The sequence below is a fragment of the Flammeovirga agarivorans genome, assembly GCF_012641475.1.
Lineage (GTDB): Bacteria > Bacteroidota > Bacteroidia > Cytophagales > Flammeovirgaceae > Flammeovirga > Flammeovirga agarivorans.
This window is the reverse complement of record NZ_JABAIL010000006.1, coordinates 90867-114360: the sequence shown is the minus strand read 5'-3', so window position 1 is coordinate 114360 and position 23494 is coordinate 90867. Positions and strand designations below refer to the sequence as shown.

Sequence of the window (23494 nt, the reverse complement as noted above, 5' to 3'; positions counted from 1 at the left end):
TTTTACTTAGCTTTAGAAGTGGACTTACTTTCCCAAACTCTGAAATACTTTACATGAAATTCACCATCAAGTCGATTATCGTCAGGAATAGCCCCAAACCATTTGTTCGATTCATTATTGAAGTTTACTTCTAAAGGTTGATGCCAATGAGTGTTTTTTGCTTCTCTAAATAATACTCCATCAATATAGAATCGGATGTATTCTTCTGTCCATTCTAAACCCCAAACATGATAGTCGTCTTGAAGCTCTAATGGAATGTAAAATTTCTTTGTTCTCGAAAAATGCTCTTTCACATTGCCTTGATCTTCCGGTGCCCTAAATACATGTATGTTAGAATTCAGATCATTTCTATTGTATGATAATCCAGGTGCATTCTCGCATATATCAATTTCTGTCCACCAATCTTTGCTTACATTAGTCATCCAAAAACCTGACACCCAAGGGGCATTCATCAATTTCATTTCAGCTTCAAAATAGCCGTATAAGAACTTATTTTTACTTTTGATAAAACCTGAAGTATGAGTGTATCCTTCCGGTAATTTTTCATTGCCATGTTTATTGACTCTAAACACTGCCTCACCATTTTCGATAGAAACGTTTGACCCATGAAAATAAGTAGGCTGTCTTCCTTTCCATTTTGGATTATTGGGATACCATCTTTTTTCGTTGATCTTATCTTTATCAAACTCGTCAGAAAACTTCTTTAGTAACTTCCACTCCCCCGAGTTGCCTTGGTCAGACAATGGAAGTTTATCAGAACTTCTATTTACAGACATTGCGATGTCTACTGTATCCACATAATTTTTGGGAGGAATCGTTAGGTTTTGTGCTGAAACAGCATAAGTCAGATTTAATAAAATAACGAATTGAAGAATGTATGTTTTCATTTATAAAATCAGTTTAGAGTTGCTACTTATTATTGTTTGAGAAGAAATTTATGGATCCTTAAAGTTTTTTCCCTTAATAATTCAGTCCTATATAGGGGGTATTTGATTTGTACCTTCGATCTAACTCCTATTTTATTCCTCTAAAAAATTCACCCCACTTATTTCAACATTTTTTTTCTAATAAGAACGCTCTTCAAAAACTAGATTGATTTTCGAATTATTACTTAACCAACTACATATTAAATACTTATGAATAATATTTATTATCTCAGACCAGCACACTACACTTCAATTTTTCTAACGCTTCTCTTCACCTTGCTACTTCAAGAAGCCGATGGACAGAACACTGTAAGTATAAATCACAAGATCCAGCGGTATGTTGGAGGAACCTCTTCACTGGACCGAACGAAGTTTTTCAACCTCCATTCGAATTGGTCGGATGCAGAACTCGATCAATTCTACAGTGACTATAATGTCTCTCCAAGTAGAGGTTTCTGGGGCCCTTTCTCCTATTCAAAAAGCAAAGGAAATCCTGTTGGAAGTTATCCACAAGGGCAACCGGGTAACAATAATACTAAACCTGTTAACCGCTTTGTTGCAACAGAACACCCTGGTAATATTTTTAAGGACGGGTTAGATGCCAATGCAGCGGCCAACTGGGTCGTTGAATATTATAAAGATATCGTGGCAGACTCAGATCGACCGATGTTTTTTGAACCCATGAACGAACCATTTGTTCATGCTAAAGATTTTTATTCAGGAGGATGGAATCTTGCAGAAGAAGATCGTATTAAACGACAAATGGCTGAAGTGTTTTCGGCTATTGGTAAAAAAGTACATGAAACATCGGCACTTAGTAACATGAAAGTGATTGGTTATTCTGCAGCTTGGCCATCTTTAGAAATTCAAGATTTTTCACACTGGAATGAAAACATGAAAATGTTTATGGATGTTGCAGGGGCTGATATGGATGGTTTTTCTACTCATTTATACGACGGTGTCAATGTAACAGGACAAAACAATAAAAGATCAGGGAGTAATAGTGAAGCTATTCTTGATTTAATTGAAACCTATAGTTATGCTAAATGGGGTACTGTAAAACCTCATGCAATTACCGAATACGGAGCAATTGCTTCAGGTTATGGAGACAGTTATACTGATATTGAGAGTATTCAAACTGTTAGAGGAATCAACCACATGTTGTTCAACTTATTAGACAGAGAGAATAAGATTGACATTTCTATTCCTTTTATTACTGATAAGTCTACATGGCATTTAACGGCAGCTAACAATTATCAACCATACGGAGCCGCTTTATTTATTCCTACAAATTTAGGTCAACCTACAGTAGCAGGTTGGAAGTATTCTCCTAAGATTCACTTCTATGAACTATGGAAAAATGTTAGTGGACAAAGAATACAAGTAAATACTAGCAATCCAGATATTCAGGCACAAGGTTTTGTCAATGGAAAAAACCTTTATATCGCACTTAACAACTTGGACGATAACACACAAAGTGTTGCTTTAAATTTTATAGAAGGGCTAGGTGGTTTACAGTCTATCACAAAAAAGGCTTTAAGAATATATGACAACTCTGCCCCTCAAATGAGTATCACCAATTTAGGTAGTTCTCCAAGTTCTGTAGATTTAATCTCAGGAGAGACTGTGGTATTTGAATATCAGTTTACTAACACTATTCAATTTGATAATGTTGTAAGAGACAAAAAATACTATACGAGCAAGCACTTACAATATATTAATGCTAATACTGCTATTGACTTCTCTTTTAATGGAATTACTACAGGTACTGGATACGCTTCCTTACACCTTGGTATTGGACGTAAACATAATAAATCGAAGAAACCCGTAGTTAAAATTAATAATACTACGATCTCTGTACCTGATAATTGGAAAGGATATGACCAGGCAAATAGAGATGACTTTTTTGGTGTGATTGAGATACCTGTAAATATGAGCTTACTACAAGCAAATAATACCATTTCGGTCACTTTCCCAGATAATGGTGGACATATCAGTTCTGTAATTTTAGAAGTGAGTAAATATGATCAAGACATCGTTGAAAATGAATCCATCTCAGTGGTGAACCCTCCGTCTAGCATTATGAGTGATACGAAAGTAGATGTACAACTATCTTATACTGCAAACACTACTAGAGATATTGTGACAGAGTTCTGGTCTTCAACAAGTTGGTTAGGACAAAAAGTACAAACTGTTAATGCTGGAAGTGGTATCACTACATTATCTATTGATCTTGGCACTGCACCTGCTGTGGGTAGCGGATATGTGATCAAAGCGAGTATCAGACCTGTAAGCTCAAATTGGACTCAGAATATTGATACAGATCAAATTAATAATATTAGTGTTACTCCGATGGTTGTACAAGCACCTTATGGTGGAACACCTCATGCTATTCCAGGAAGAGTGGAAGCAGAAGATTATGATACAGGAGGAGAAGGTGTGGCCTTTCATGATATCACTCCTGCCAATCAAGGAGGTTTATACAGAAGTGATGCTGTAGATATTGAAAGCTGTTCTGACCAAGGCGGCGGATTTAATATTGGTTGGATGGATGCTACCGAATGGTTAGAATATACGGTCAATGTCTCAACTGCAAACGATTACGACTTCTTCCCTAGGGTTGCTAGTACTTCTGATAACGCCTCTATAAAGGTTAGTGTTGATGGTACTGATGTAACAGGAAATCTATCGGTTCCAAATACAGGTGGATGGCAAACATTCCAAACTATGCACCTTAGAAATATTAATCTAAGTAGTGGTCAACATGTTATTCGATTTACAGTTGTAGGCAGTGGTTTTAACTTAAATAGTTGGGCAGCTTGGGCCTCTTCTACTTCGAATTCGCGACAAATTAGTCCTGAAGAAATTAGTGAAATTTCCATCTATCCAAATCCGGTAAATGACGGAAAAGTATTTATAAAAGTGCCACTAAATAATCATACTACATTTGAGTTACTCAATATTCATGGGCAATTACTCCAATCAGACTCTTTTGAAGGAGATAATTATACGTTGCTTCTTGATCATTTAGTTAGAGGCACATACATCTTACGTATTACCACTCCCACTGAACAGACAGTTAAAAAAATTGTTATTCAATAAAACATAAGATCAACCAAGTAAAAAAGTCACTTTTTATCATCTAAGATAAGAAGTGACTTTTTTATTAATACATGACTATCAACAACTTAATCTCAAATTCTTAGTCAAAATAAATTGTTATAAATATTTATTAAAAAACTTTTTGCGACACTATTGCAAAAACTAAAACAATACGCTTATATTTGCTCTCGATTATTAAGTGCAACTATCTTTTTATATTATCCTTAAGTAATTTTCAAATCATGTCATGTGTAATGAGCTAGAACTTAACAATCATAGCAATTAATTAGTACCAACAAAAAAATTTACATCAATAATGCGATACTGTCGCATATATAAAATGAAATCTAATTCAATACAAAAATTAGTATTACAATTTATTATTATACAAATGCTTTTGATTTCGTATAGTAATTATTGTTATTCACAATCAAAAATTAAATCGATACAAATAATTGATCAACATAATCAACCACTTGTTGGGGTTAATATTGTTGAGCTAAAAAGTAATAAATTAATTGGTATTACAGATAGTAACGGTACTGTTGCTAATTCAGTGGATACTAAAACCAGTATCTATATTCATTATTTAGGTTTCGAAGATCTCTACTTTACCATCAAACCTAATGAAGGATATCAATTCCAAATGCATGAAACTGTGGATGAGTTGGATGAAGTTGTTGTCACTGGCGGTTTCACCCCTACCACTGCATCCGCTTCATTATTTCAGGTAAAGCGTATTGGAGTTGCTGAAATCGAAGCTAGAGGTGCTGTAAATATGAGCGATCTACTTGAGCAACAACAAAATATTAAGATCATTCACGATAATGTATTAGGAAGCAGAATTATACTTAACGGCTTGTCTGGAGTTAATGTAAAGATGCTTATTGATGGTCTTCCTTTAGTCAACGGTAGTGGTGATGACTTTGACCTTAATCAATTGAATTTAAATGATATAGAAAGAATTGAAGTGGTGGAAGGTCCATTATCTGTACAATACGGAAGTAATGCACTAGCGGGTACTATCAATATGATTTCTAAGAAACCTGAAACTGATGAACCTTGGAAAGGAGGTATCAATACTTACGCTGAGACCGTTGGTTCGTTCAATGCAGATTTTAATGTTAGAAAAGGTTGGGAAAATACATCACTAGCTGTTAGTGGTGGAAGAAATCAGTTCCTAGGGTATGATTTAGATTCAGAAAAAAGAGGAAAGTTCTGGAGACCAAAAGAACAATACTATGGAAATGTTCGATTAAAACAGCAGATTAAGGATGTATCTATTGCTGGTTTCTATCAACAATTTTATGAGCAAGCAGAAGGATTGGGAGAGCCTCAACTTGGATTGAACTCTAAAATCCAAAAGGTAAGTCATATGGCAAGAGACAATGAATTTACTACGCATCGTATTAATGGAGGGATTAATGTTGAAGCTGCGTTAAGCGATAGAAGTCAAATCCAAGTCATGAATGGCATTTCTTATTATGAACAACAAACCCAGAAATTTGTTAGGGACCTTGATTATAATATGGAATGGTTAAGTGAAAACGAAGCGGATCATGATACCACTTCTTTCTTCACTGCCACATCTAGAGGTAGTTATATTTTGTCTGATATTGGTAATTATAACTCCACTTGGGTCGTCGGATACGAAGCGAATATCAATAAGGCATCAGGAGGAAGAGTGAATGAAGAAGAGGCCAATGGCTATGATGAATATTCATTATATACGGCTTATAAATGGCAAATATCGGAAGATTGGGCCTTTCAATCTGCCTTTAGATATACCTATAATACCTACTTTAAAAATGGCACTGTACAGTTTTTAGGAATGGATGTGCCTGTTGTTCCTTCATTCAATTTGTTATACAAACCCTCTGAAAATTGGCAATATAGATTTAGCTATGGCAAAGGGTATAGAGCTCCTTCTATGCGAGAGATGTTTTATCTAATGCAGGACCAAAACCATTACATAGTAGGTAACCCTGATCTGTCTCCAGAAGTAGGTGATAATTTCAATTTTCAAACAACTTATGCTCAAAATTATAATGAGTTGAAATGGTCAATTAATACCAATCTATTCTATAATAATATTACAAATAAAATAGAAATGGTAGAGATGGATAGGTCTTTATTACCTCCAGATGTACCTGAGAATACACCTGTAGTTAGAACATATGAAAATATAGAAAACTTCGTATCTACAGGCTTTTCAGTCAATCTTTCCACAGAATACAAATCGAGGTTTACCTTCGATCCCGGATTTAGTTTCCTTGCCAGATCTGGTTCTGAAGCTTCAGATCAATTTTTTAATAGCTATGAAATCACATTAAGAAGTAGCTACCTCATTAGAAAATGGGATACAAGGGTCAACTTATTTTACAAATACAACAGCCCATATGCTGAGTTTGCAAAAAATGCTGATGGCACTGTGGGTACTCAAACTTTAGACTCCTATAATTTATTGGACCTCACATTCACTAAACCCTTCTTTAACCAGAAGTTGTTGGCGACTGTGGGTGCTAAAAATTTATTGAATGTGACCACTGTAAATATCTATGGTGATGGTTCAAAAGGAATCTTATCAAGAATAGGAACAGGTGAAAGACCTATTAATTACGGTACGACATTATTTCTAAAACTGGGATATCAATTTTAATTTAAATCAAAGATGAAATCATTAAAACAAACTTTCTTTATCGGGATGTTAGTGTCCTCTATGTTCTCATGTAACCAAGAGAACGACAATACAACTACTCCTGAAGATGATGATGTGGAAAGAGACATTGTAACAGCAGAGTTAACTAACCAACTTTCAAATCAGGTATTTGTTGATCTTAATGCGGGTACTACAACTACCGTTGAAGTAAATGCTTGGGAATTAGCTTTTGATCAGGATGGTGTTATTAAATCAAACACAGGGAAAAAAGTAGCTCTTGCCTTTCCTGTAGAATCTGATTTTGAAGCCATCAACGAAGAAAGTGCTACAGGTTTACAATATTTATATGATGATGAAACAGGAGACCTTTCATCTACAGCATGGAACGGTAACGATTTTGAATTAAATACACCATATATCCTTGACTTAGGTATCAATGGTCTTGGTAAAGCATTAGGTTTTAAGAAGTTTATCATTTCTGAAAATTCATCTTCTCAAGCAGTCCTTAAATATGCAGACTTAAATGGTGATAATGAACAAACTGTTACTGTAGAAAAAACAGCTGGTTTTGTTTATTTCTCGATGATTGATAACACTATCAATGACATTGAGCCAGCTAATTGGGACTTAGTTGTCACTCCTGTAACAGTAAGAACAGGTGCTCCTTGTTTTACAATGGGTGATGCTGCTATCCCAGGTGTAAACTGTGATATTATGAGATTATCTGCTTCTGTAATCATCAACCAAAATGGTAATGTAACAGGTGCTATTAGCTCTAACTACCCAGATCTAGAACCTAATGATGACCCTGCAGAGCAAATTAACCTTCTTACTATAGAAGACAGTAACTTCGAAGAAGTTGATGCTAATAATGTTGCTGATCATGAATTCACAACCCAAGGTGATGTCATTGGTAAAGAGTGGTTTCATATCCAAAAGCCACATAGCAGTGGAGTTTACAAAGTGTACAGTCATATTACTTTCTTAGTAAATGATGAAGAAGGTAACCACTACAAATTAAGATTCCTTACTTACTCAAAAGATGGTCAGAATGGCTATCCAACTTTTGAATATCAGTTGATAAAATAATTAGAGTGTAGTAATAAATTCAGTTCCTAACTCCTTGGGCTTCGGTTCAAGGAGTTTCTTTACAAACAACTTCTGCAGGTTAATACTGTCATTTTCATGAACAAGAAAAAAATCTTACGGTTTAGTGGTATTTTTATTATCACTGTACTAGCATTTTTGTATTACAGGTTCCAAGTAAGTAGTACTCAAATTGCTTTTATCGACTTTTCTGAATTTCAGCTATCCAAGATTAATAAAGTAAATGATAGCGATTGGATTAAGATCAATACACTTTCCAAAAAAGATATAGATGATGCATCCAGCTATGATGTGATTTATATTTTTGGACGTGGTTTATCACTTTCTGCAGATGAACAAATGGCCTTAATGAAAGCTGGCCACATGGGAACAAAAGTTTATGTTTATGCCTCTAACAATGATGACTATAATATTCTAAGTAATATAGACTCCGTATCATCAATAGCTATCAATGAATATTTAGATAATGGCGGTGAAGAAAATTATCATCAGATGCTCAATTATTCGAGAGTGAATATTGATAAAAAAGCATGGTTTAAACCTGAGGTAGAAGCACCTGTGATCATCCCTGAAGATGCTTATTTAAGCATGGGAACGACAAAAGCTTTTACGTCATTAGATCAGGTCATTGCTACTCAAAAAGAAGAGCAAAAATACAACGATGCTCAACCTACAGTTGCCCTATTAACCAGTGTTCCTGGCCCTTTTAATGCTAACCCAGAACATATTTTTGAGCTTCAAAACGCCTTATTTGCAAAAGGCCTAAATGTTATTACAATCACTGCACATAGAAAAAGAATCTCTATGTTAAAGGAGGTGAACCCAGATCTTGTAGTGTATCTACCACATGGGCGTTTAGCCGGTCATACCAGAGAAGATGTGAGCCAATGGTTAAAAGAGCAAAATATCCCTGTACTTTCACCTTTAAGTATATTTCAAAAGAAAGAAGAATGGGAAAACTCTCAGAAAGGGATGTCCGGAGGCATGTTAAGTATGAGTGTTGTTCTACCTGAATTAGACGGTGCTGTTGCCCCTTATGCTTTTGCAGTGGAAATGAAAGACGAATCGGGTTTCTTAAAATTCAAAGGAATTCCTGAGAGAATAGAACGCTTAGCCGATATGTGTAAAAACTATATCGACCTAAAACAAAAACCAAAAGAAGAACAAAAGATTGCAATCTATTACTTTAAAGGACCTGGTATGAATGCCATGGTTGCAGCTAATTTAGAAGTAGAACAATCATTATACAACACCCTATTAATGCTAAAAAAGCAAGGGTTTAAAGTAGATAACTTACCAAAAAATGAGGCTGAGTTTCACCAAATGATTCAAAAGAATGGATTGGTATTAGGGCCTTATGCTAAAGGTAAATTTGATGACTTTATTGAAAATGCAGACCCTGCATTAGTAGATACTACGAAGTACCATCAATGGGTGAATAAAGATTTAACGTCAACGGCCTACAATGAAGTAGTTAAGAAATTTGGAGAAGCTCCCGGAGACTACCTTTCTGTAAGGGAGAAAGAGAATGCCTACATTGCTGTATCAAGATTAGATTTTGGTAATGTTGTTTTACTACCACAACCTATGCCTGGCCTAGGTGATGATAGTTTTAAATTAGTACATGGTGCAAAGGCTGCTCCTCCCCACCCATATATTGCTTCTTACCTATGGACCAAAAATCAATTTGAGGCCGATGCAATTATTCATTTTGGTACCCATGGTAGCTTAGAATTTACACCTGGAAAACAAGTTGGTTTATCTTCTAACGATTGGAGTGATGCCATGATTGGAAGTACACCGCATTTTTACATTTATACGGTCAGTAATATTGGAGAAGGCATCATTGCTAAAAGAAGAAGTTATGCTACAACGGTTACTCACCTTACAGCTCCATTTACTGAAGGTGAAGTTTACAATGAGCTAAAAGTTCTAGAGGAAAAATTAGATAAGTACTATAGTGTTGAAAATATTAATCTCAAAGAGAAATATAAAAAGTCAGTCGTTGAGATAGCACAAAAAATGAAACTTGACGAGGACTTAGGTCTAAATTTTAAAGATCAGGTGACAGATAGTACACTTTTCCGTATATCACAGTATGTGGAAGAAATTGCTAATTCAAAAGTGGCCAATGGACTTTACAGTTTAGGAAGACCTTTCACAGCAAAGCAATTGAATGAAACTTCTCTTTTAATGTCTTTAGATCCTATCGCTTATAGTCTTGCTCAATTGGATGTATCAGATGGAATTGCTCAACAAAAAGACATAGACAATGCTCGATATTTTGATAAAAACTATAGACAGCCAGCCAAAAAAGTACTTCATCAACTCTTATCCAATAGGATATCAGTAGAAAAAGCACAAGCGAAATTTATCAATCAGAAAAGAACGGATAAGCTTCTGGCTTGGGAGGCCAAACAAAGCCATACAAAACATTCTCATACTGCCAAGAAAAAGAAAAAAGTAGATGGGAAAAGTGGTGCATCACAAGTGAAAAAGAAACTTGATATTCCTAAAGAAGAACTCCTAGAGAAAAGAGCTGCTGAGCAAAAGAAAAGCACTCAATTACGTAAGGAAATGCTTTATGTGCAGAATATTCAGAATGTATTAAATGGTTTAAACTCTTTAGTTCAATCAAAAGAAAACCTAAAGAATAGTACCACCTTGGAGCAATTGGCTTTAGTGAATGGTATAAAGGGGGGACATATTCAACCAACTTCTGGCGGGGACCCTATCTCCAATCCAAATGGAGTACCTACTGGTAGAAATTTATATTCTATCGACGCGGAAGCAACACCTACCAAAGAATCTTGGGAGATAGGAAAATCATTGGGACAAAAACTATTAGATCAACATTTCCAAAAAAATGGTGAATATCCAAAGAAAGTGAGTTTCACTCTTTGGGCTGGAAGTTTTATAGAAACCGAAGGAGCTACCTTAGCTGAAATTTTCTATTTACTGGGTATCGAACCTGTAAGAGGACCTTTTGGGAAAGTTATGGATGTGCAATTGATTCCATCTGAAGAATTAAAGCGTCCGAGAGTAGATGTTGTTGTACAAACTGCTGGGCAATTTAGAGACTTAGCAGCTTCAAGAATGTTCTTGATCAATAAAGCTGTTCGATTGGCTTCAAATGCTGATGATATCGTGACCAACTTTGTGAAGGAAGGTGTTGCAGATGCTGAGAAGTTCTTAAAAGAGAAGGGAATGTCTCCTCAAAAAGCACAGCAATTTGCATCTGAACGTGTATTTGGTGGTGTCAATGGCATCTATGGTACCAACATTATGGGGTTAGTAGAAAAGGGTGACCGATGGGAAACAGAAGAAGATATTGCCACAACCTATATTAATAACATGGGTGCAGTGTATGGAGAAGAAAACTGGGGAGAGTTTGCAGAAGGCATTTTTGAAGCAGCTCTTCAAAATACAGATGTTGTCGTACAGCCTCGCCAAAGTAATACATGGGGTGGGTTAAGCTTAGACCATGTTTATGAGTTTATGGGTGGATTAAGTATGGCTGTAAGACACACTACCGGAAAGGACCCTGATGCTTATTTTAATGATTACAGAAATGCCAATAATGTAAAGATTCAAGGAGTGAAAGAAGCATTAATGGTTGAAGCTCGTTCTACTCTATTAAATCCTAAATATCTAAAGGGAATGATGAAAGAAGGAGCGACTAGTGCAGAAAATATGGCAGAAACCATCCGCAATACCTATGGATGGAATGTGATGAAACCCAATGAAATTGATAACCACCTTTGGGATGACTTAATGGACGTACTTGTAGAAGATAAATACAAACTAAATACTCAAAAATTCTTTGAAAGAGAGAATCCATATGCTCTTGAAGAGGTTACTGCAGTTATGCTGGAAACGATTAGAAAAGGATATTGGGAAGCTTCAAAAGAACAGATAGAAAAGCTTGTTGAAGTTCATCAAGAAATGATCAAAAAGCATAATGCAGGATGTAGTGAATTTGTTTGTGACAATAGTAAATTAAAGGATTTCATTGTCACTAACTCCACAGATAAAACACTAAATGAAAACTATTTAGAAAATCTGAAATATGTTCGGGAAGGAAGCACTGAAAAACAAAAAAGTGAGGAAAAGAAACAAATACAACTAGAAAAAGAAGTTATACAAAAGGATACAGAGCAAGACGTCTCAAAAATTGATGAAGCATTCAGCACTTCTGAATTAGGAATTGCCTTAGCTGTTATCGCTTTATTAATGATAATTATTGGTGTGTATTACAAAACTAAGTAGATATGGAACCTATTATATTCCTTATTCTTTCTATCAATTTAGTTTTGATGTTTTTGGATCGATGGCAGTCACAGTGGCTGCCGTTGATCATACGTTATCTTATTATTGGTGGAACAACTTTGCTATTTTTCAATACTTTAATTAGCCAAAGTAAAAACTATTGGTTAAATGAATTATTGGAAGAAAAATGGATCACCACCTTTTTGATCATTCAATTAGTAGAAATAGTACTTGGGATCACTATTAAACGTTTTGAGCAAAATAGTTTCATTAGTAAAGGCAAAGAAATTCTTGCTTTTGTTCCGAAGGCCACGTCCGTAATTACAGTATTAATTGTGGAAATCGTCGTCTTTGATAAAGTACATGGTTGGAGTTTCAAAACTGTAGGACTCATCTATGCTGTTGTGCTAATATTGATTGGCATTGGTGTCTTTTTCTCCCTCAGAAACCAGAAGTTATTACTTCAACTTAGACCTATTACCATTATCGTTTTCACCATTTTACAATTACTTTTCACCTTTACATTATTCAACCCACAAGAGCTTCATGAGCAAGAGAATAACCCTTTCGAGATTCAGTCATCACTCGTCATTATAGGGTTGTTCTTCATTGTTGTTTTCATAGGATATTTAATATCAAGATTAAGAAATCATGGATTACGTAAATAAAATTTTATTTTGGATTTCATCTGGTTTGATGTTTCCAACCGTCATTGCCTTAATCGCAATGTTTATCGTTTCTCTAATTAAATTAGGAGAAAATTATCATGCTTTTTTACAACGTCTAAAGCAAAAAAAAGAGGTGAAACCCTATTTGCAGGAATTGAAGCAAAACCTCAATACTCCTCAATTTAAGAACCCTTCAAAATTGGGTGATGTGATCCTTGAAATCTTCTCTTTTCAAGATTCCTTGGTACGAAGAGAACGAGTAGTTGCTGAATTTGAAGCCCAAGGTCGTAAAACTTTAGGTGTTTTAAAGAATTTAGCCAAACTCGGTCCTGTCATTGGGTTAATGGGTACTTTAATTCCAATGGGTCCTGCCCTAGTTGGCCTTTCTTCTGGAGATATTTCTTCTATGGCTAATAATATGCAAATGGCTTTTGCTACTACCGTAGTAGGACTTATCATTGGAGGTATTGGTTTTGTACTTCAGAATGTACAACAAAAATGGCTAGCGGAAGATTACGCTACATTGGTTTTTATTATTGATTTAATGGAAGAAGAAAATGAGAAGAAGAAACAATCCATTCTTGAATAATGAGGATGATATCGATCCAGTATCTACCGTAGCGAACCTTTTTGATGTAGCCATGGTATTTGCGGTAGCACTGATGGTTGCCCTTGTATCCCGTTTTAATATGCAAGAGATTTTTTCGGATGAAGATTTCACTATTGTAAAAAATCCAGGTACGGAAGAAATGGAAATCATTACCAAGAAGGGGAAAGAAATTTCTAAATATGCACCATCTAAAAATCAAGACAAGAAAACGAATGGCGATAAAGGTAAAAAGATAGGCACTGCTTATCAGCTAGAGTCCGGAGAAGTCATTTATATTGAAGACTAATAAATAAGCGTCAAGAATCCATTTTTCAATATTTCTTGACGCTTTTATACTACTATTCCTGTAATGTCGAAATTAAAGTATTGACTTTCTCTAATCTTGGAACAACTACCTTTCTAGAAGACCTTAAGTTTAAATAGTGTATTACTATACCTACCACCAAAGAGCCAATCCCAATAATTGCAAGGGTATCCAATGCTTCAGGGTCTTCTTGATAAATACCCAACAGCCCTAACCAAGTAAAAAGCACAAACGGTAAAACGTACCAGGTTAAAATATTTTCTCTAAACTTCTTTTGCTCTTCTAAATACGCTTTCGTTTGTTGAAGGTAATCCAGATACTTCAAGTTAAATTGATCCGGTACTTTGGCTTTTGACCTTTTTATCACCAACAAAATAAATACTGCCCAAAGAGCGATCAACCCAAAAGCTACTTTTGTAAGGATGTAGGGGGCAACAAAAGCATAGAATGTAAACATTGGAATAGCGATAAATGATCCTAATGCTTCTCGAATATATAAGATTTTCATCTGCTTATTAAAGTCATCCACTTTGGCCTGAACTTCTATCAGCAATCGTGATTTATCAAACTTAATTTGTTCTTCTTTCGATGAAGATTTCCAAATTCTACTTAACTCGTTTTCTAGCATGACTTTTCTTGAATACAGTGTAATAATTTCTTTTTAATTCGTTTGATCTTAACAGCAACATGGTTCTCAGAAATACCAGTAATTTCTGCAATCTGCTTGTATGGGAGTTCCTCTAAGAAGAGAGTAATGACGGCTTTATCAGCTTCGTTCATTACTTTAATACAGCTCCTCAGATATGCTAACATGGGATCTTCTTCTTTATCCGATGTCTTCTCATATTGAGATAAATGAACACTGTCCATATTGATAAATTGCTTTTTTTTCTTGGACAGCTTTGTTTGTGTATTGATACACACATTTAGTGTTACCCGATACATCCATGTGCTAATTGCACTGTTGCCTTTAAAAGACTTCATCGACTTCCAGATATTAATTAAAACCTCCTGGAACAAGTCTTTCTTTTCTTCATGATCATTGACATATGCAGAGCATACCCGAAGAAGTTTTTCTTTGTTTTCTTCCAATCCCCGCATAAAAACCTTCTCAAGATCAGAACCAACATCCTGCAAGTTCTTGTGATTGGCTTCAACATTCATAGTAGTAATATTAGTCATGAGCTTACTTTTAAATGACAATGAATTCATTGTCGTTCCTTGACTTGTTTTTGCTTTCACTTGTATTAGTCAAGAGTAGAGCTCAATTATGACAGTAGGATATTTATTTTTTGAAAATTTATTGAAAGATAAAAAAAGGATGGGTATTTCATTCGGTCAAATGGGGAAGATGAAAATTATTTTATACCTTAAATCAAACAGCTGAAACACACTTATTGACTACACATACTTTCGTTAATTTAAATTATTATAAAATTAACATTGGCATTTGTATACAATCACAGAATTATTGCATACATTTAGAGTGTTAATTACTTACTCAATGCAAACTACTATTAGTACTTATGTACTCCAACTATTGTATCAAGCTACTCAAAGACTTTCAATCTTTTAAATCGTTCTATACTTTAAAAGCTAATGTTTATTCTAAATCATTTCATCAAGGATACAACTACCTTGAATGTGATTATAATGCCCTACTATTAGGTCTATTTCATCATAATAGATTAGTTGGCGGGATAAAAATTAACCTCTACAATACTGATTTAAAAAATTCTCAAGTTTATCCAATAATCGAATGTTTAAGGTCTTATATCAGTAGTAATGGTATTCCTAAAGAGGATACTTTTTTTATGGATAAATGTGTTAATAATGAAGAACTAAGAAATTTTCTTCACTCAAATAAAAAACCATTTTGTGAATTTAATTCTTTCTTTAAGATCGAATCAACAGTACCGAGCAAGTTATTAATGATACTAGTTCATAATGCCTTTATATTAAGTTACCAATTAAAACTAGATCGATGTTATGTTCTCGTCAACTCCATACTTGTTAAAAGGTATATCAGAGAATTTAATGTTAAAATTTTCCTCCAGAATCTATCTTTCACAAAAAGTACATATGCTGTTATAGGTTTAAGTTTGGATAATTTAGGAGCTAAAACCATAAACCTATCCAACACCCTATTAATAAGTAATTTAATTATTCCAATACAAACTAAATTTCAATCTATTATGAGTAAAATTGAAGAAACATTGAAGTTGCATACAAGCTATTTCTCTCAGAAATACAAAGCTTATCCTTGGACTGACCCCAACTTCTACGCTCTTTACCTTCATCAAGTTTATGAATACGCAAAGTTATCAACGAAACTTTTAGCATACGCTGCTACTAGAACACCCGAAAAAAGAAGAAACTTTTTTGACGAAATCATGCATCACATAAAAGAAGAAAGCGGTCATGAGATTTTAGCGCAAAATGATTTGATGAACTTAAAAGTTGATCATAAATCGTTGAAAACAGTCCACGCTACCAAATCAATGTATGAAGCCCAGTTTGGTAAAATACTATTATATGGTGATCATATTATGATGGGGTATCAGATAGCTTTAGAATACTTGGCTATTACAGTTGGTAGTGAGTTATACGATTTACTACATAATGTATACGATGATAACTCACTTAGTTTTTTGAAAGTTCATGTCAAAGAGGATGTTGATCATGTTGAAAAAGGGCTTGAATCTCTAAAGGCCTTTAATGATGAAGAATTAGAGGACATTGCAGATAATATTAAACAGTCATTATATGCTTATTTATTGATAATAGATGAGTGTCATCAACTTTATTTAGCTAATAAAGAAGAGGTAAAGAATACTCTTTTGTATTAGAAAAAAGATAGATAAAAAAGAGGCAACATTAGTCCAATACAGACTATTGTTGCCTCTAAGTTTATCAGAATGTTTGTGTCAGTTTAATTTGCTCTACTTATATAAATTAATTACAAATTATCCATTACAATGCTTGCTCTAAATCTCCTCCAATGTCTGTTTCTTTATAACCTTCACATTGAATTTTAAATGCGTGTGCATATTTTGTTGGGAAAGAAGATGGTCTCTTAATTACCACTCCTAAATCTGTTCGCTCCCATTTTAAAGGTTCATCACTACCTACTAATTGAATTTTTTCAATTGCATTGTTTAAGATACCGAACCTAGTACTTAGCGTCTCGATCACTATATCACCTGAAGGTGTATCCATCACAAAAGCATAAAACTCATTGTTGTTTTTCTTTGTGAAACGAATATCATTGGCTTTATATACAATTTTCTTTCTTTCAATCTTGTGACCTCCGGCAGGAATTCTTGTTGGACCCTCACCAAAAATCGTCCAAGGACGAGTACCATAGATTGCCTCACCATTTACTTCTAACCATTGTCCCATATCTGTTAATAGGTTTTCCATTTCAGGAGGGATTGTACCGTCTGGATTTGGAGGAACATTTAACAACATATTTCCATTTTTAGAAACAATGTCAATAAGTATATCAACCAATTCATTAGTATCTACAAATTTTGCATTCGATCTATAAAACCAAGTACCTGGAGAAGTATCTGTCACCCACGCATCCTCTTTTGGTTGGTTAGGACGGCCTCTTTCATAATCTCTGATGGCTGTTGGTTCTGGGAAAGTAGTTTCCTTAAACATCACTACCACTTCCTTGTTCCATTCTTTTCCTTTGTTGTAATAGTAAGACAAGAATTTTTGTCTGTACTTTTCGTCCATATTTTCCAACCACCAATCGAACCAAATGATATCTGGCTGATAATCGTCAATATATTCTTTTAGCTTAGCCCACCATTCATCATGATATTCTTTAGTGGGCATATTGCTATCATAACCATGAGGAGTAGTATATAAATCATAGTCCTCTGGTGAAATTCCTCCATATTCATGAGCAGGAATAAAATACTTCCAAGTAAAAGCATGGTGGAAAGAAGCGATAAACTTCATCCCTCTTTTCTCTACAGAATTCTTCAACTCTTTAGAAATATCTACACCTCCATAGTTCACCGAATTCCATCTTGTCATTTTACTATCCCACATCGCAAAGTTATCGTGGTGGATTGCGACAGGTCCGGCAAATTTTGCTCCTGATTTCTCAAAAAGTTCAGCCCATTTCTCTGCATCAAATCCAGTGGGTTTAAAGTTTTCGATGAGGTATTTATAACCAAAGTCTTTTGGGTCTCCAAACTGCTCTACATGATGTAAATAATTCGAAGTTGGACTGTGATCAGGAGTTCCATCTTTCTTCTTAGGATACTCTCCCGTTTTCCAATTAGGCAATCCATCTTTACCATACATGAGCATGCCATGCCAGCCACCAAGGTATTCGTTTTTATCCATATTCACGAAGGCTCCTGAAACAGGTCCCCAGTGAGTATAAATACCAAATTTTGCGTCTTTGTACCACTCAGGTGATTTGTTCGCTTTAGCTAAAGATTCCCAGTCTTCCGTATATGTTTCCTCTTCTTGGTTAATTGTCTGTTGGCTAGTTATTGTCTGCTGACAAGAAAATAAACCACAGATAATTGAAAAGGATAATGTCTTTAATAATCTCATACTTTTTAGAATAAAATAATCATGAAGTGAAGGTAAGAAAGGCCTTTTCAATGCTTGTAGAATAAATTATTTAAAAGTAGCCCTATAAAAAACACCCCCTTATATTCAATAAATATGTAGCTGCTAACATCAAAAAGGAGCCAAAAAAGAAAAAGGATCATTTACAGTAATGGTAGTCTTAACCATCCTATAAATGACCCTTTTTTATGAGACCTTCATGGTTACCTTTCCACCTTTGATCCATTATCCGAAGTGATCATTTGTACCACTTCTTCTTTTGTGATGGCATTAAAGTCACCATCAATTCCATGTTTTAAAGCAGAAGCTGCAGTTGCAAAATCAATACAACTTTGTAAGTTCCCCTCGTATTCATGCAGACCATAAATCACGCCTGCCATAAACGCATCTCCGCCTCCAATTCGATCTACGATATGTGTCAGCTGATACTGTTTACTACGGTATACTTTTTTACCATCGTAGAGTACCCCCTGCCATGTGTGATGGTTGGCTGAAATTACTCCTCGAGAAGAGAAAACGACCACTTTACAATGAGGATATTTGTTCATCATATCTTGTCCAGATAATGCAAAATCCAAATCACTTACTTCTTCTTTTAATAGGTCAACATCTGGATGTATTCCTGACATCACATGACATTTCTCCATTAGTTCCGGCATTACTTCTTCATGGCTCTTACCCCATTGCCAAAGCTTTGAACGGTAATTGTAATCCATGGATATGCGTAGCCCTTTTTCATAGGCTTTTTCAATGGCCACTTTCGTTAAAAGCGCTGCATTTTTGGAAACGGCAGGAGTAATACCACTCCAATGAAACCAAGTAGCATCTTGGAAGATATCATTCCAATCAAAGCTATCTATTGCAAGCTGAGAGAAGCCACTAAAAGCTCGATCATAAATCACTTTACCTCCTCTTTGCATTGAAGCCGCTTCAGTGAAATAAATACCTAACCTATCATTATTCCTGATGACATGGGTCGTATTTACATCATAACGTTTTAAATAATTCAGTGCTTCCTTACCTATCTCATGTGAGGGTAAAACGGTGGCCATACTTACATTTAAGCCAAAATTACCCAATGATGCAGCGACATTAAGTTCAGCACCACCAAAAAAAGATTCGTACTCATTGGATTGGCCAAACCTTTTATTTCGAATAGGTGAAAGTCTCATCAATACCTCACCTAATGTTATTATTTTATGTTCTTTCATTTCAAAATAAAGACTATAATGTCAGGATTAATCAAGAAGAAAGCTACTTGAAAGTACTCCTCTTAAGTAACCAAGCAACTCTAACTATTTCTTATACAGAAAAAATAAGGGAACCTTCCGACTCCCTTAATTTTCATCACACATCATCAACTAACTAAGCATATAATTCTTCCGTTAATATTGCTTGAATACCTTCATTGTCGATCACTCTCAAGTAGTGAGTAACACCTTCATGCAATTGAGCAATCGCATTCAAATCTTGCTCCCATAGTTTAGAGTAAGACAATACCTTTTTCACTACCTTGTCCAAGTTGCTGTAGTTTGAAGCATACTCTTCCCAAGCCTTGCTTAATAACTCTTTTACATCCGCATTATCTTGTGGTTCAAAAGCAACGGTATTATTTGGATCGTATAATTTGATCAAAGCAGCTAAGGCCATTACTAAATGCTTAGGCACTCTCCCTTTTTGATCATAATATCCTAATAAAGAAGGCAATACCCTTGTTTTAAACTTAGGGAATGAGTTTAAAGAGATACTTTTTAAGTAGTGTTTGATAAATGGATTTCTAAAACGATCCAATACATCATCCTTAAATTCTAGAATTCCTTCCGCAGGTGGTAATGATGGAATAATCTCTTCAGAAATTGCTTTGTCGATAAACTGACATACTTGTTCGTTTTCAAGATTTTCTCTTACCGTTTCGATACCAGCTAATAATCCTACAGGAACCATAAGTGTATGAGCTCCATTAAGAATTCTTACTTTTCTTTCTCTGTAAGGTGCTTGGTTATCTGTCACTACTATATTCAATCCCGCTTTTTCAAAAGGCAATTGCTCTTTAATTTTCTGATCACCTTCTAAAACAAATAAGTGAAATTGCTCACCTTCAACTACTAGTTTATCCTCAAATCCAATACTTTTCTGGATCTCCGCAATTCTATCTTTAGGATAACCCGGTACAATTCTATCTACCAGAGTATTATAGAAAGTACAGGCTTCATTTAACCAATCTGTAAATGTATCCGCTAGGTTCCAATCCTTTGCATATTGAAGAATAATTTCCTTTAACTTTTCGCCATTCTTATCGATCAATTCGCAAGGTAGGATTACTAAACCTTTGTCTTTATCTCCATTGAAATGTACAAAACGATGATGAAGAAACGCCGTTAGTTTACCAGGAAAACTATCTTGCACTTGATTTAACAAGTCTCCTTCTTTATAAGATATACCTGCTTCTGTTGTATTAGAAAATACAAACTCTAACGTTTCAATTTCAGACAAATGAATAAACGCCTGATAATCCTCATAAGGGTTATTTACTTCTTGGATACAATCCACCAACATTCTTTTGTTGATCAATTTACCTTTTTCAATACCATTTAATAATAAATGATATAACCCATCTTGAGCCTTCAACATTTCCCCTAACCCTTGAGCGATAGGCTGTACAACAGCTACTCCAGCATTAAAGTCAGCTTTTTCATTCATCTCATGGATCATCCAATTGATAAATGCTCTCAAGAAATTTCCTTCTCCAAATTGGAGAACTTTAATTGGGCGTTCGTTTACGTTGGTAGTTGTTCTATTAAGTTCCATAAGTAATAGAAATTTATATTCGAGGTTTAGTAGATTATATTATAGTGAGATTCCTCTCTTCCAAGGAATAAAATCATCATGACGCATTCTCATTGAGTTCGTCTCTTCTTTTCCACTAGCTACTGCTAATAAGTACTCTAGCATAGTGGCCGCTCTGGTAGCAATTGTATCTTCACCTGTAATTACAGAACCTGTATTGAAATCAATAATATCTTTCATACGTTCTGCCAAAATGGAATTAGAAGACACCTTAACAACAGGAGTAATAGGATTTCCTGTTGGGGTACCCAACCCTGTACTGAATGTGATTAAGGTCGCTCCAGAACCCGCTAAAGCGGTAGTTGATTCTACATCATTACCTGGAGTGCAAAGTAGATTAAGACCCGGTTTTGTTACCTGTTCTGTATAATCCAATACTTCTACAATTGGAGAAGAACCCCCTTTTTTGGCTGCTCCCGCAGATTTCATTGCATCAGTAATTAATCCATCTTTGATATTACCTGGAGAAGGGTTGGCATCAAACCCAGAACCTACGGCTTCAGCCCTTTGCTTGTAGATTGCCATTAAGTCCACAAATCTCTTTGCATCTTTTTCTTCTACACAGCGGTCTGTTAGGCTTTGTTCCACACCATTTAGTTCTGGAAATTCTGCTAATATTGGAGATGCTCCTAATGCAACCAACATGTCCGATACATATCCTATTACAGGATTCGCAGAGATGCCTGAGAACCCATCAGATCCTCCACATTCCAAGCCCAATCTTAAAGCTGAAATTGGTGCTGGCTGACGTTCTACTTTATTAGCCTCTACAAGACCTGCCATGGTGTATTTTACAATATTGGAGATGAAATCAGATTCTGCTCCACTCTTTTGTTGTTCCACGTAGAATACAGGCTTATCAAACTTAGGATTAACCTTTTTGATTGCATCTTGAAGAATATCTACCTGTGCATTCTGACAACCTAAACTTAGAAAAGTAGCTCCCGCAACATTTGGATTATTTAAGTACCCTGCCAATAGTTGACATAATGTGTCAGAATCTTGACGAATACCTCCGCAGCCTCCATCATGAAGAAGGAATTTGATACCATCAACATTTTTAAAGACACGGTTCTTCTTTTGTTCAGATAAAGGAATGACGATATCATCGTTTAAGATGGCATTACCTTCAGAACCATTTTCTATTTTTTGTAATAGGCTATCAATGTCAAGGTCATAATCACGCCCTTTTGAATAGCCTAATTTATCTTCCAAGATTTCTTTAGCTGCTAAGACATTTCTATTTTCACAGAAAACCAATGGAACAACTAACCACATATTTTGTGTACCGATTTGTCCATCATTTCTATGATACCCCATAAATGTTCTGTTTTCAAAAGCAGATACATCGGGTTTAGTCCATGACGTTCTTCTATCTCTTACCACCACATCACTTGCAGCATGCTTTACGTTATCCACTGTAAGCGCTTCTCCTTTCTTGATAGGTTGAGTTACTTTTCCAACCAAAACACCATACATGATCACTTCATCACCCACCTCAAAATCTTTCAATGCAAATTTGAATTTACTTTTTACCGGACTTGTCGTTGTGATCTTTTGACCTTCAAATTCAATATTTTCAGCGATTTCTAAATCTTTTAGTGCGACCATCACATTGTCTGTGGGGTGCACCATTAGTACTTTATTCATCATCTTGAGTTCTTTATTTCTTCGTGAAGTTTTTCAAAAAATAGATAGGATCTACTTACACTGTTATGCCCAAAGTCATACCTCTATAATCAGAGACAAATTCCATAAGTGACTTTAGACGTACATAGGTAGCTTCCAGATCGTAAGTGCTATCGTCATTTTTAACAATAAGTTTGTCTCCAATTCCTACACAACTTACGCCTACATCCAACCAACTTTTAATATTTTCTACCGTTGGGGAAACACCACCTGTTGGCATCACTTCTGTCCATGGCATAGGTGCTTTAACTCCCTTAATAAAGCTCTTAGCATCAAAACTATTGGCAGGAAAAATTTTCACTACTTCTGCTCCACATTCATGGGCATTTGATATTTCTGATACTGTTGTACACCCCGGAAACCAAGCAATTTTTCTTCGATTACAAATCTTAGCAATAGCAGGGTTAAAAAGTGGAGAAACGATAAAGTCAGCACCATTCTGAATAAATATTCCCGCTGTAATTTCATCGACAATTGATCCAATACCCAAAGCTAATTCAGGATAATTTTTCCTCACTACTTTTATCAATTGTGAGAAAATCTGATCCGCTTGTTCTCCCCTATTGGTAAATTCAAAAACCCTGATTCCGGCTTTATAAGCTGTATCGATAATCGTTAGAGTAGTTTCAATATCACCGTTGTAAAAAACGGGAACGATCACCGTAGTTTTCATTTTAGAAACTACATCTATTCTTGAAAATTTTGCCATGGTTG

At 35.2% G+C, this 23494-nt stretch carries 16 protein-coding genes; 8 read left to right on the top strand and 8 right to left on the bottom strand.

The genetic code is table 11. The features are described from left to right. Positions 1 to 2 precede the first annotated feature (2 nt). Positions 3 to 887, bottom strand: a complete 885-nt coding sequence (locus HGP29_RS19275) for a family 16 glycosylhydrolase (RefSeq protein ID WP_168884060.1) — start codon at positions 885 to 887, stop codon at positions 3 to 5. Between the two features lie 249 nt (positions 888 to 1136). Between HGP29_RS19275 and HGP29_RS19270 the strand changes: the two genes are divergently transcribed. From HGP29_RS19270 to HGP29_RS19240, 7 genes are all read left to right on the top strand, one after another. After that, complete coding sequence (locus tag HGP29_RS19270; protein WP_168884059.1) at positions 1137 to 4028, top strand: carbohydrate-binding protein; 2892 nt, start codon at positions 1137 to 1139, stop codon at positions 4026 to 4028. A 340-nt stretch (positions 4029 to 4368) separates the two neighbouring features. Next, on the top strand, positions 4369 to 6687 hold the full coding sequence (locus HGP29_RS19265) for a TonB-dependent receptor (protein WP_211093343.1): 2319 nt from the start codon (positions 4369 to 4371) through the stop codon (positions 6685 to 6687). 12 nt (positions 6688 to 6699) lie between these two features. Continuing rightward, positions 6700 to 7776 (top strand): HmuY family protein, encoded by a 1077-nt coding sequence (locus tag HGP29_RS19260; RefSeq protein WP_168884057.1) that lies wholly within the window; start codon positions 6700 to 6702, stop codon positions 7774 to 7776. 96 nt (positions 7777 to 7872) lie between these two features. Beyond that, positions 7873 to 12063 (top strand): cobaltochelatase subunit CobN, encoded by a 4191-nt coding sequence (locus HGP29_RS19255; RefSeq protein ID WP_168884056.1) that lies wholly within the window; start codon positions 7873 to 7875, stop codon positions 12061 to 12063. Positions 12064 to 12065: 2 nt separating this feature from the next. Then, positions 12066 to 12731: a hypothetical protein gene (locus tag HGP29_RS19250; RefSeq protein WP_168884055.1), complete on the top strand. Its 666-nt coding sequence runs from the start codon at positions 12066 to 12068 to the stop codon at positions 12729 to 12731. Continuing rightward, a complete protein-coding gene (locus tag HGP29_RS19245) occupies positions 12715 to 13320 on the top strand; it encodes a MotA/TolQ/ExbB proton channel family protein (protein ID WP_168884054.1) in 606 nt (201 codons plus the stop codon). The genes HGP29_RS19250 and HGP29_RS19245 overlap by 17 nt, the downstream gene beginning before the upstream one ends. Continuing rightward, positions 13289 to 13627, top strand: coding sequence for a DUF2149 domain-containing protein (locus tag HGP29_RS19240; protein WP_168884053.1), 339 nt, complete (start codon positions 13289 to 13291; stop codon positions 13625 to 13627). Before HGP29_RS19245 ends, HGP29_RS19240 begins: the two co-directional genes overlap by 32 nt. A 52-nt stretch (positions 13628 to 13679) precedes the next feature. Here HGP29_RS19240 and HGP29_RS19235 read toward each other — a convergent pair whose 3' ends face one another. Then, positions 13680 to 14273 (bottom strand): hypothetical protein, encoded by a 594-nt coding sequence (locus HGP29_RS19235; protein ID WP_168884052.1) that lies wholly within the window; start codon positions 14271 to 14273, stop codon positions 13680 to 13682. Further along, complete coding sequence (locus HGP29_RS19230) at positions 14267 to 14827, bottom strand: RNA polymerase sigma factor (RefSeq protein WP_235958330.1); 561 nt, start codon at positions 14825 to 14827, stop codon at positions 14267 to 14269. Before HGP29_RS19230 ends, HGP29_RS19235 begins: the two co-directional genes overlap by 7 nt. 1013 nt (positions 14828 to 15840) lie before the next feature. Between HGP29_RS19230 and HGP29_RS19225 the strand changes: the two genes are divergently transcribed. Continuing rightward, on the top strand, positions 15841 to 16494 hold the full coding sequence (locus HGP29_RS19225; RefSeq protein ID WP_168884051.1) for an iron-containing redox enzyme family protein: 654 nt from the start codon (positions 15841 to 15843) through the stop codon (positions 16492 to 16494). 124 nt (positions 16495 to 16618) lie between these two features. Here the strand turns inward: HGP29_RS19225 and HGP29_RS19220 are convergent, their stop codons facing one another. From HGP29_RS19220 to HGP29_RS19200, 5 genes are all read right to left on the bottom strand, one after another. After that, positions 16619 to 18226, bottom strand: a complete 1608-nt coding sequence (locus HGP29_RS19220; protein WP_168884050.1) for an alpha-L-fucosidase — start codon at positions 18224 to 18226, stop codon at positions 16619 to 16621. Between the two features lie 221 nt (positions 18227 to 18447). Then, positions 18448 to 19455: a sugar kinase gene (locus tag HGP29_RS19215; protein WP_168884049.1), complete on the bottom strand. Its 1008-nt coding sequence runs from the start codon at positions 19453 to 19455 to the stop codon at positions 18448 to 18450. A gap of 154 nt (positions 19456 to 19609) precedes the next feature. Beyond that, positions 19610 to 21052, bottom strand: a complete 1443-nt coding sequence (locus HGP29_RS19210) for a tagaturonate reductase (protein WP_168884048.1) — start codon at positions 21050 to 21052, stop codon at positions 19610 to 19612. Between the two features lie 39 nt (positions 21053 to 21091). Further along, positions 21092 to 22744 (bottom strand): UxaA family hydrolase, encoded by a 1653-nt coding sequence (locus tag HGP29_RS19205; protein ID WP_168884047.1) that lies wholly within the window; start codon positions 22742 to 22744, stop codon positions 21092 to 21094. Positions 22745 to 22796: 52 nt separating this feature from the next. Continuing rightward, positions 22797 to 23489, bottom strand: coding sequence for a bifunctional 4-hydroxy-2-oxoglutarate aldolase/2-dehydro-3-deoxy-phosphogluconate aldolase (locus tag HGP29_RS19200; protein WP_168884046.1), 693 nt, complete (start codon positions 23487 to 23489; stop codon positions 22797 to 22799). Positions 23490 to 23494: the final 5 nt, after the last annotated feature.

Coding starts and splice junctions, on each gene's coding strand:
- HGP29_RS19260 (WP_168884057.1), top strand. CDS start 6,700: ATGAAATCATTAAAACAAACTTTCTTTATCGGGATGTTAGTGTCCTCT.
- HGP29_RS19200 (WP_168884046.1), bottom strand. CDS start 23,489: ATGGCAAAATTTTCAAGAATAGATGTAGTTTCTAAAATGAAAACTACG.
- HGP29_RS19210 (WP_168884048.1), bottom strand. CDS start 21,052: ATGGAACTTAATAGAACAACTACCAACGTAAACGAACGCCCAATTAAA.
- HGP29_RS19230 (WP_235958330.1), bottom strand. CDS start 14,827: ATGACTAATATTACTACTATGAATGTTGAAGCCAATCACAAGAACTTG.
- HGP29_RS19225 (WP_168884051.1), top strand. CDS start 15,841: ATGAGTAAAATTGAAGAAACATTGAAGTTGCATACAAGCTATTTCTCT.
- HGP29_RS19240 (WP_168884053.1), top strand. CDS start 13,289: ATGAGAAGAAGAAACAATCCATTCTTGAATAATGAGGATGATATCGAT.
- HGP29_RS19215 (WP_168884049.1), bottom strand. CDS start 19,455: ATGAAAGAACATAAAATAATAACATTAGGTGAGGTATTGATGAGACTT.
- HGP29_RS19235 (WP_168884052.1), bottom strand. CDS start 14,273: ATGCTAGAAAACGAGTTAAGTAGAATTTGGAAATCTTCATCGAAAGAA.
- HGP29_RS19220 (WP_168884050.1), bottom strand. CDS start 18,226: ATGAGATTATTAAAGACATTATCCTTTTCAATTATCTGTGGTTTATTT.
- HGP29_RS19275 (WP_168884060.1), bottom strand. CDS start 887: ATGAAAACATACATTCTTCAATTCGTTATTTTATTAAATCTGACTTAT.
- HGP29_RS19265 (WP_211093343.1), top strand. CDS start 4,369: ATGAAATCTAATTCAATACAAAAATTAGTATTACAATTTATTATTATA.
- HGP29_RS19245 (WP_168884054.1), top strand. CDS start 12,715: ATGGATTACGTAAATAAAATTTTATTTTGGATTTCATCTGGTTTGATG.
- HGP29_RS19270 (WP_168884059.1), top strand. CDS start 1,137: ATGAATAATATTTATTATCTCAGACCAGCACACTACACTTCAATTTTT.
- HGP29_RS19205 (WP_168884047.1), bottom strand. CDS start 22,744: ATGATGAATAAAGTACTAATGGTGCACCCCACAGACAATGTGATGGTC.
- HGP29_RS19250 (WP_168884055.1), top strand. CDS start 12,066: ATGGAACCTATTATATTCCTTATTCTTTCTATCAATTTAGTTTTGATG.
- HGP29_RS19255 (WP_168884056.1), top strand. CDS start 7,873: ATGAACAAGAAAAAAATCTTACGGTTTAGTGGTATTTTTATTATCACT.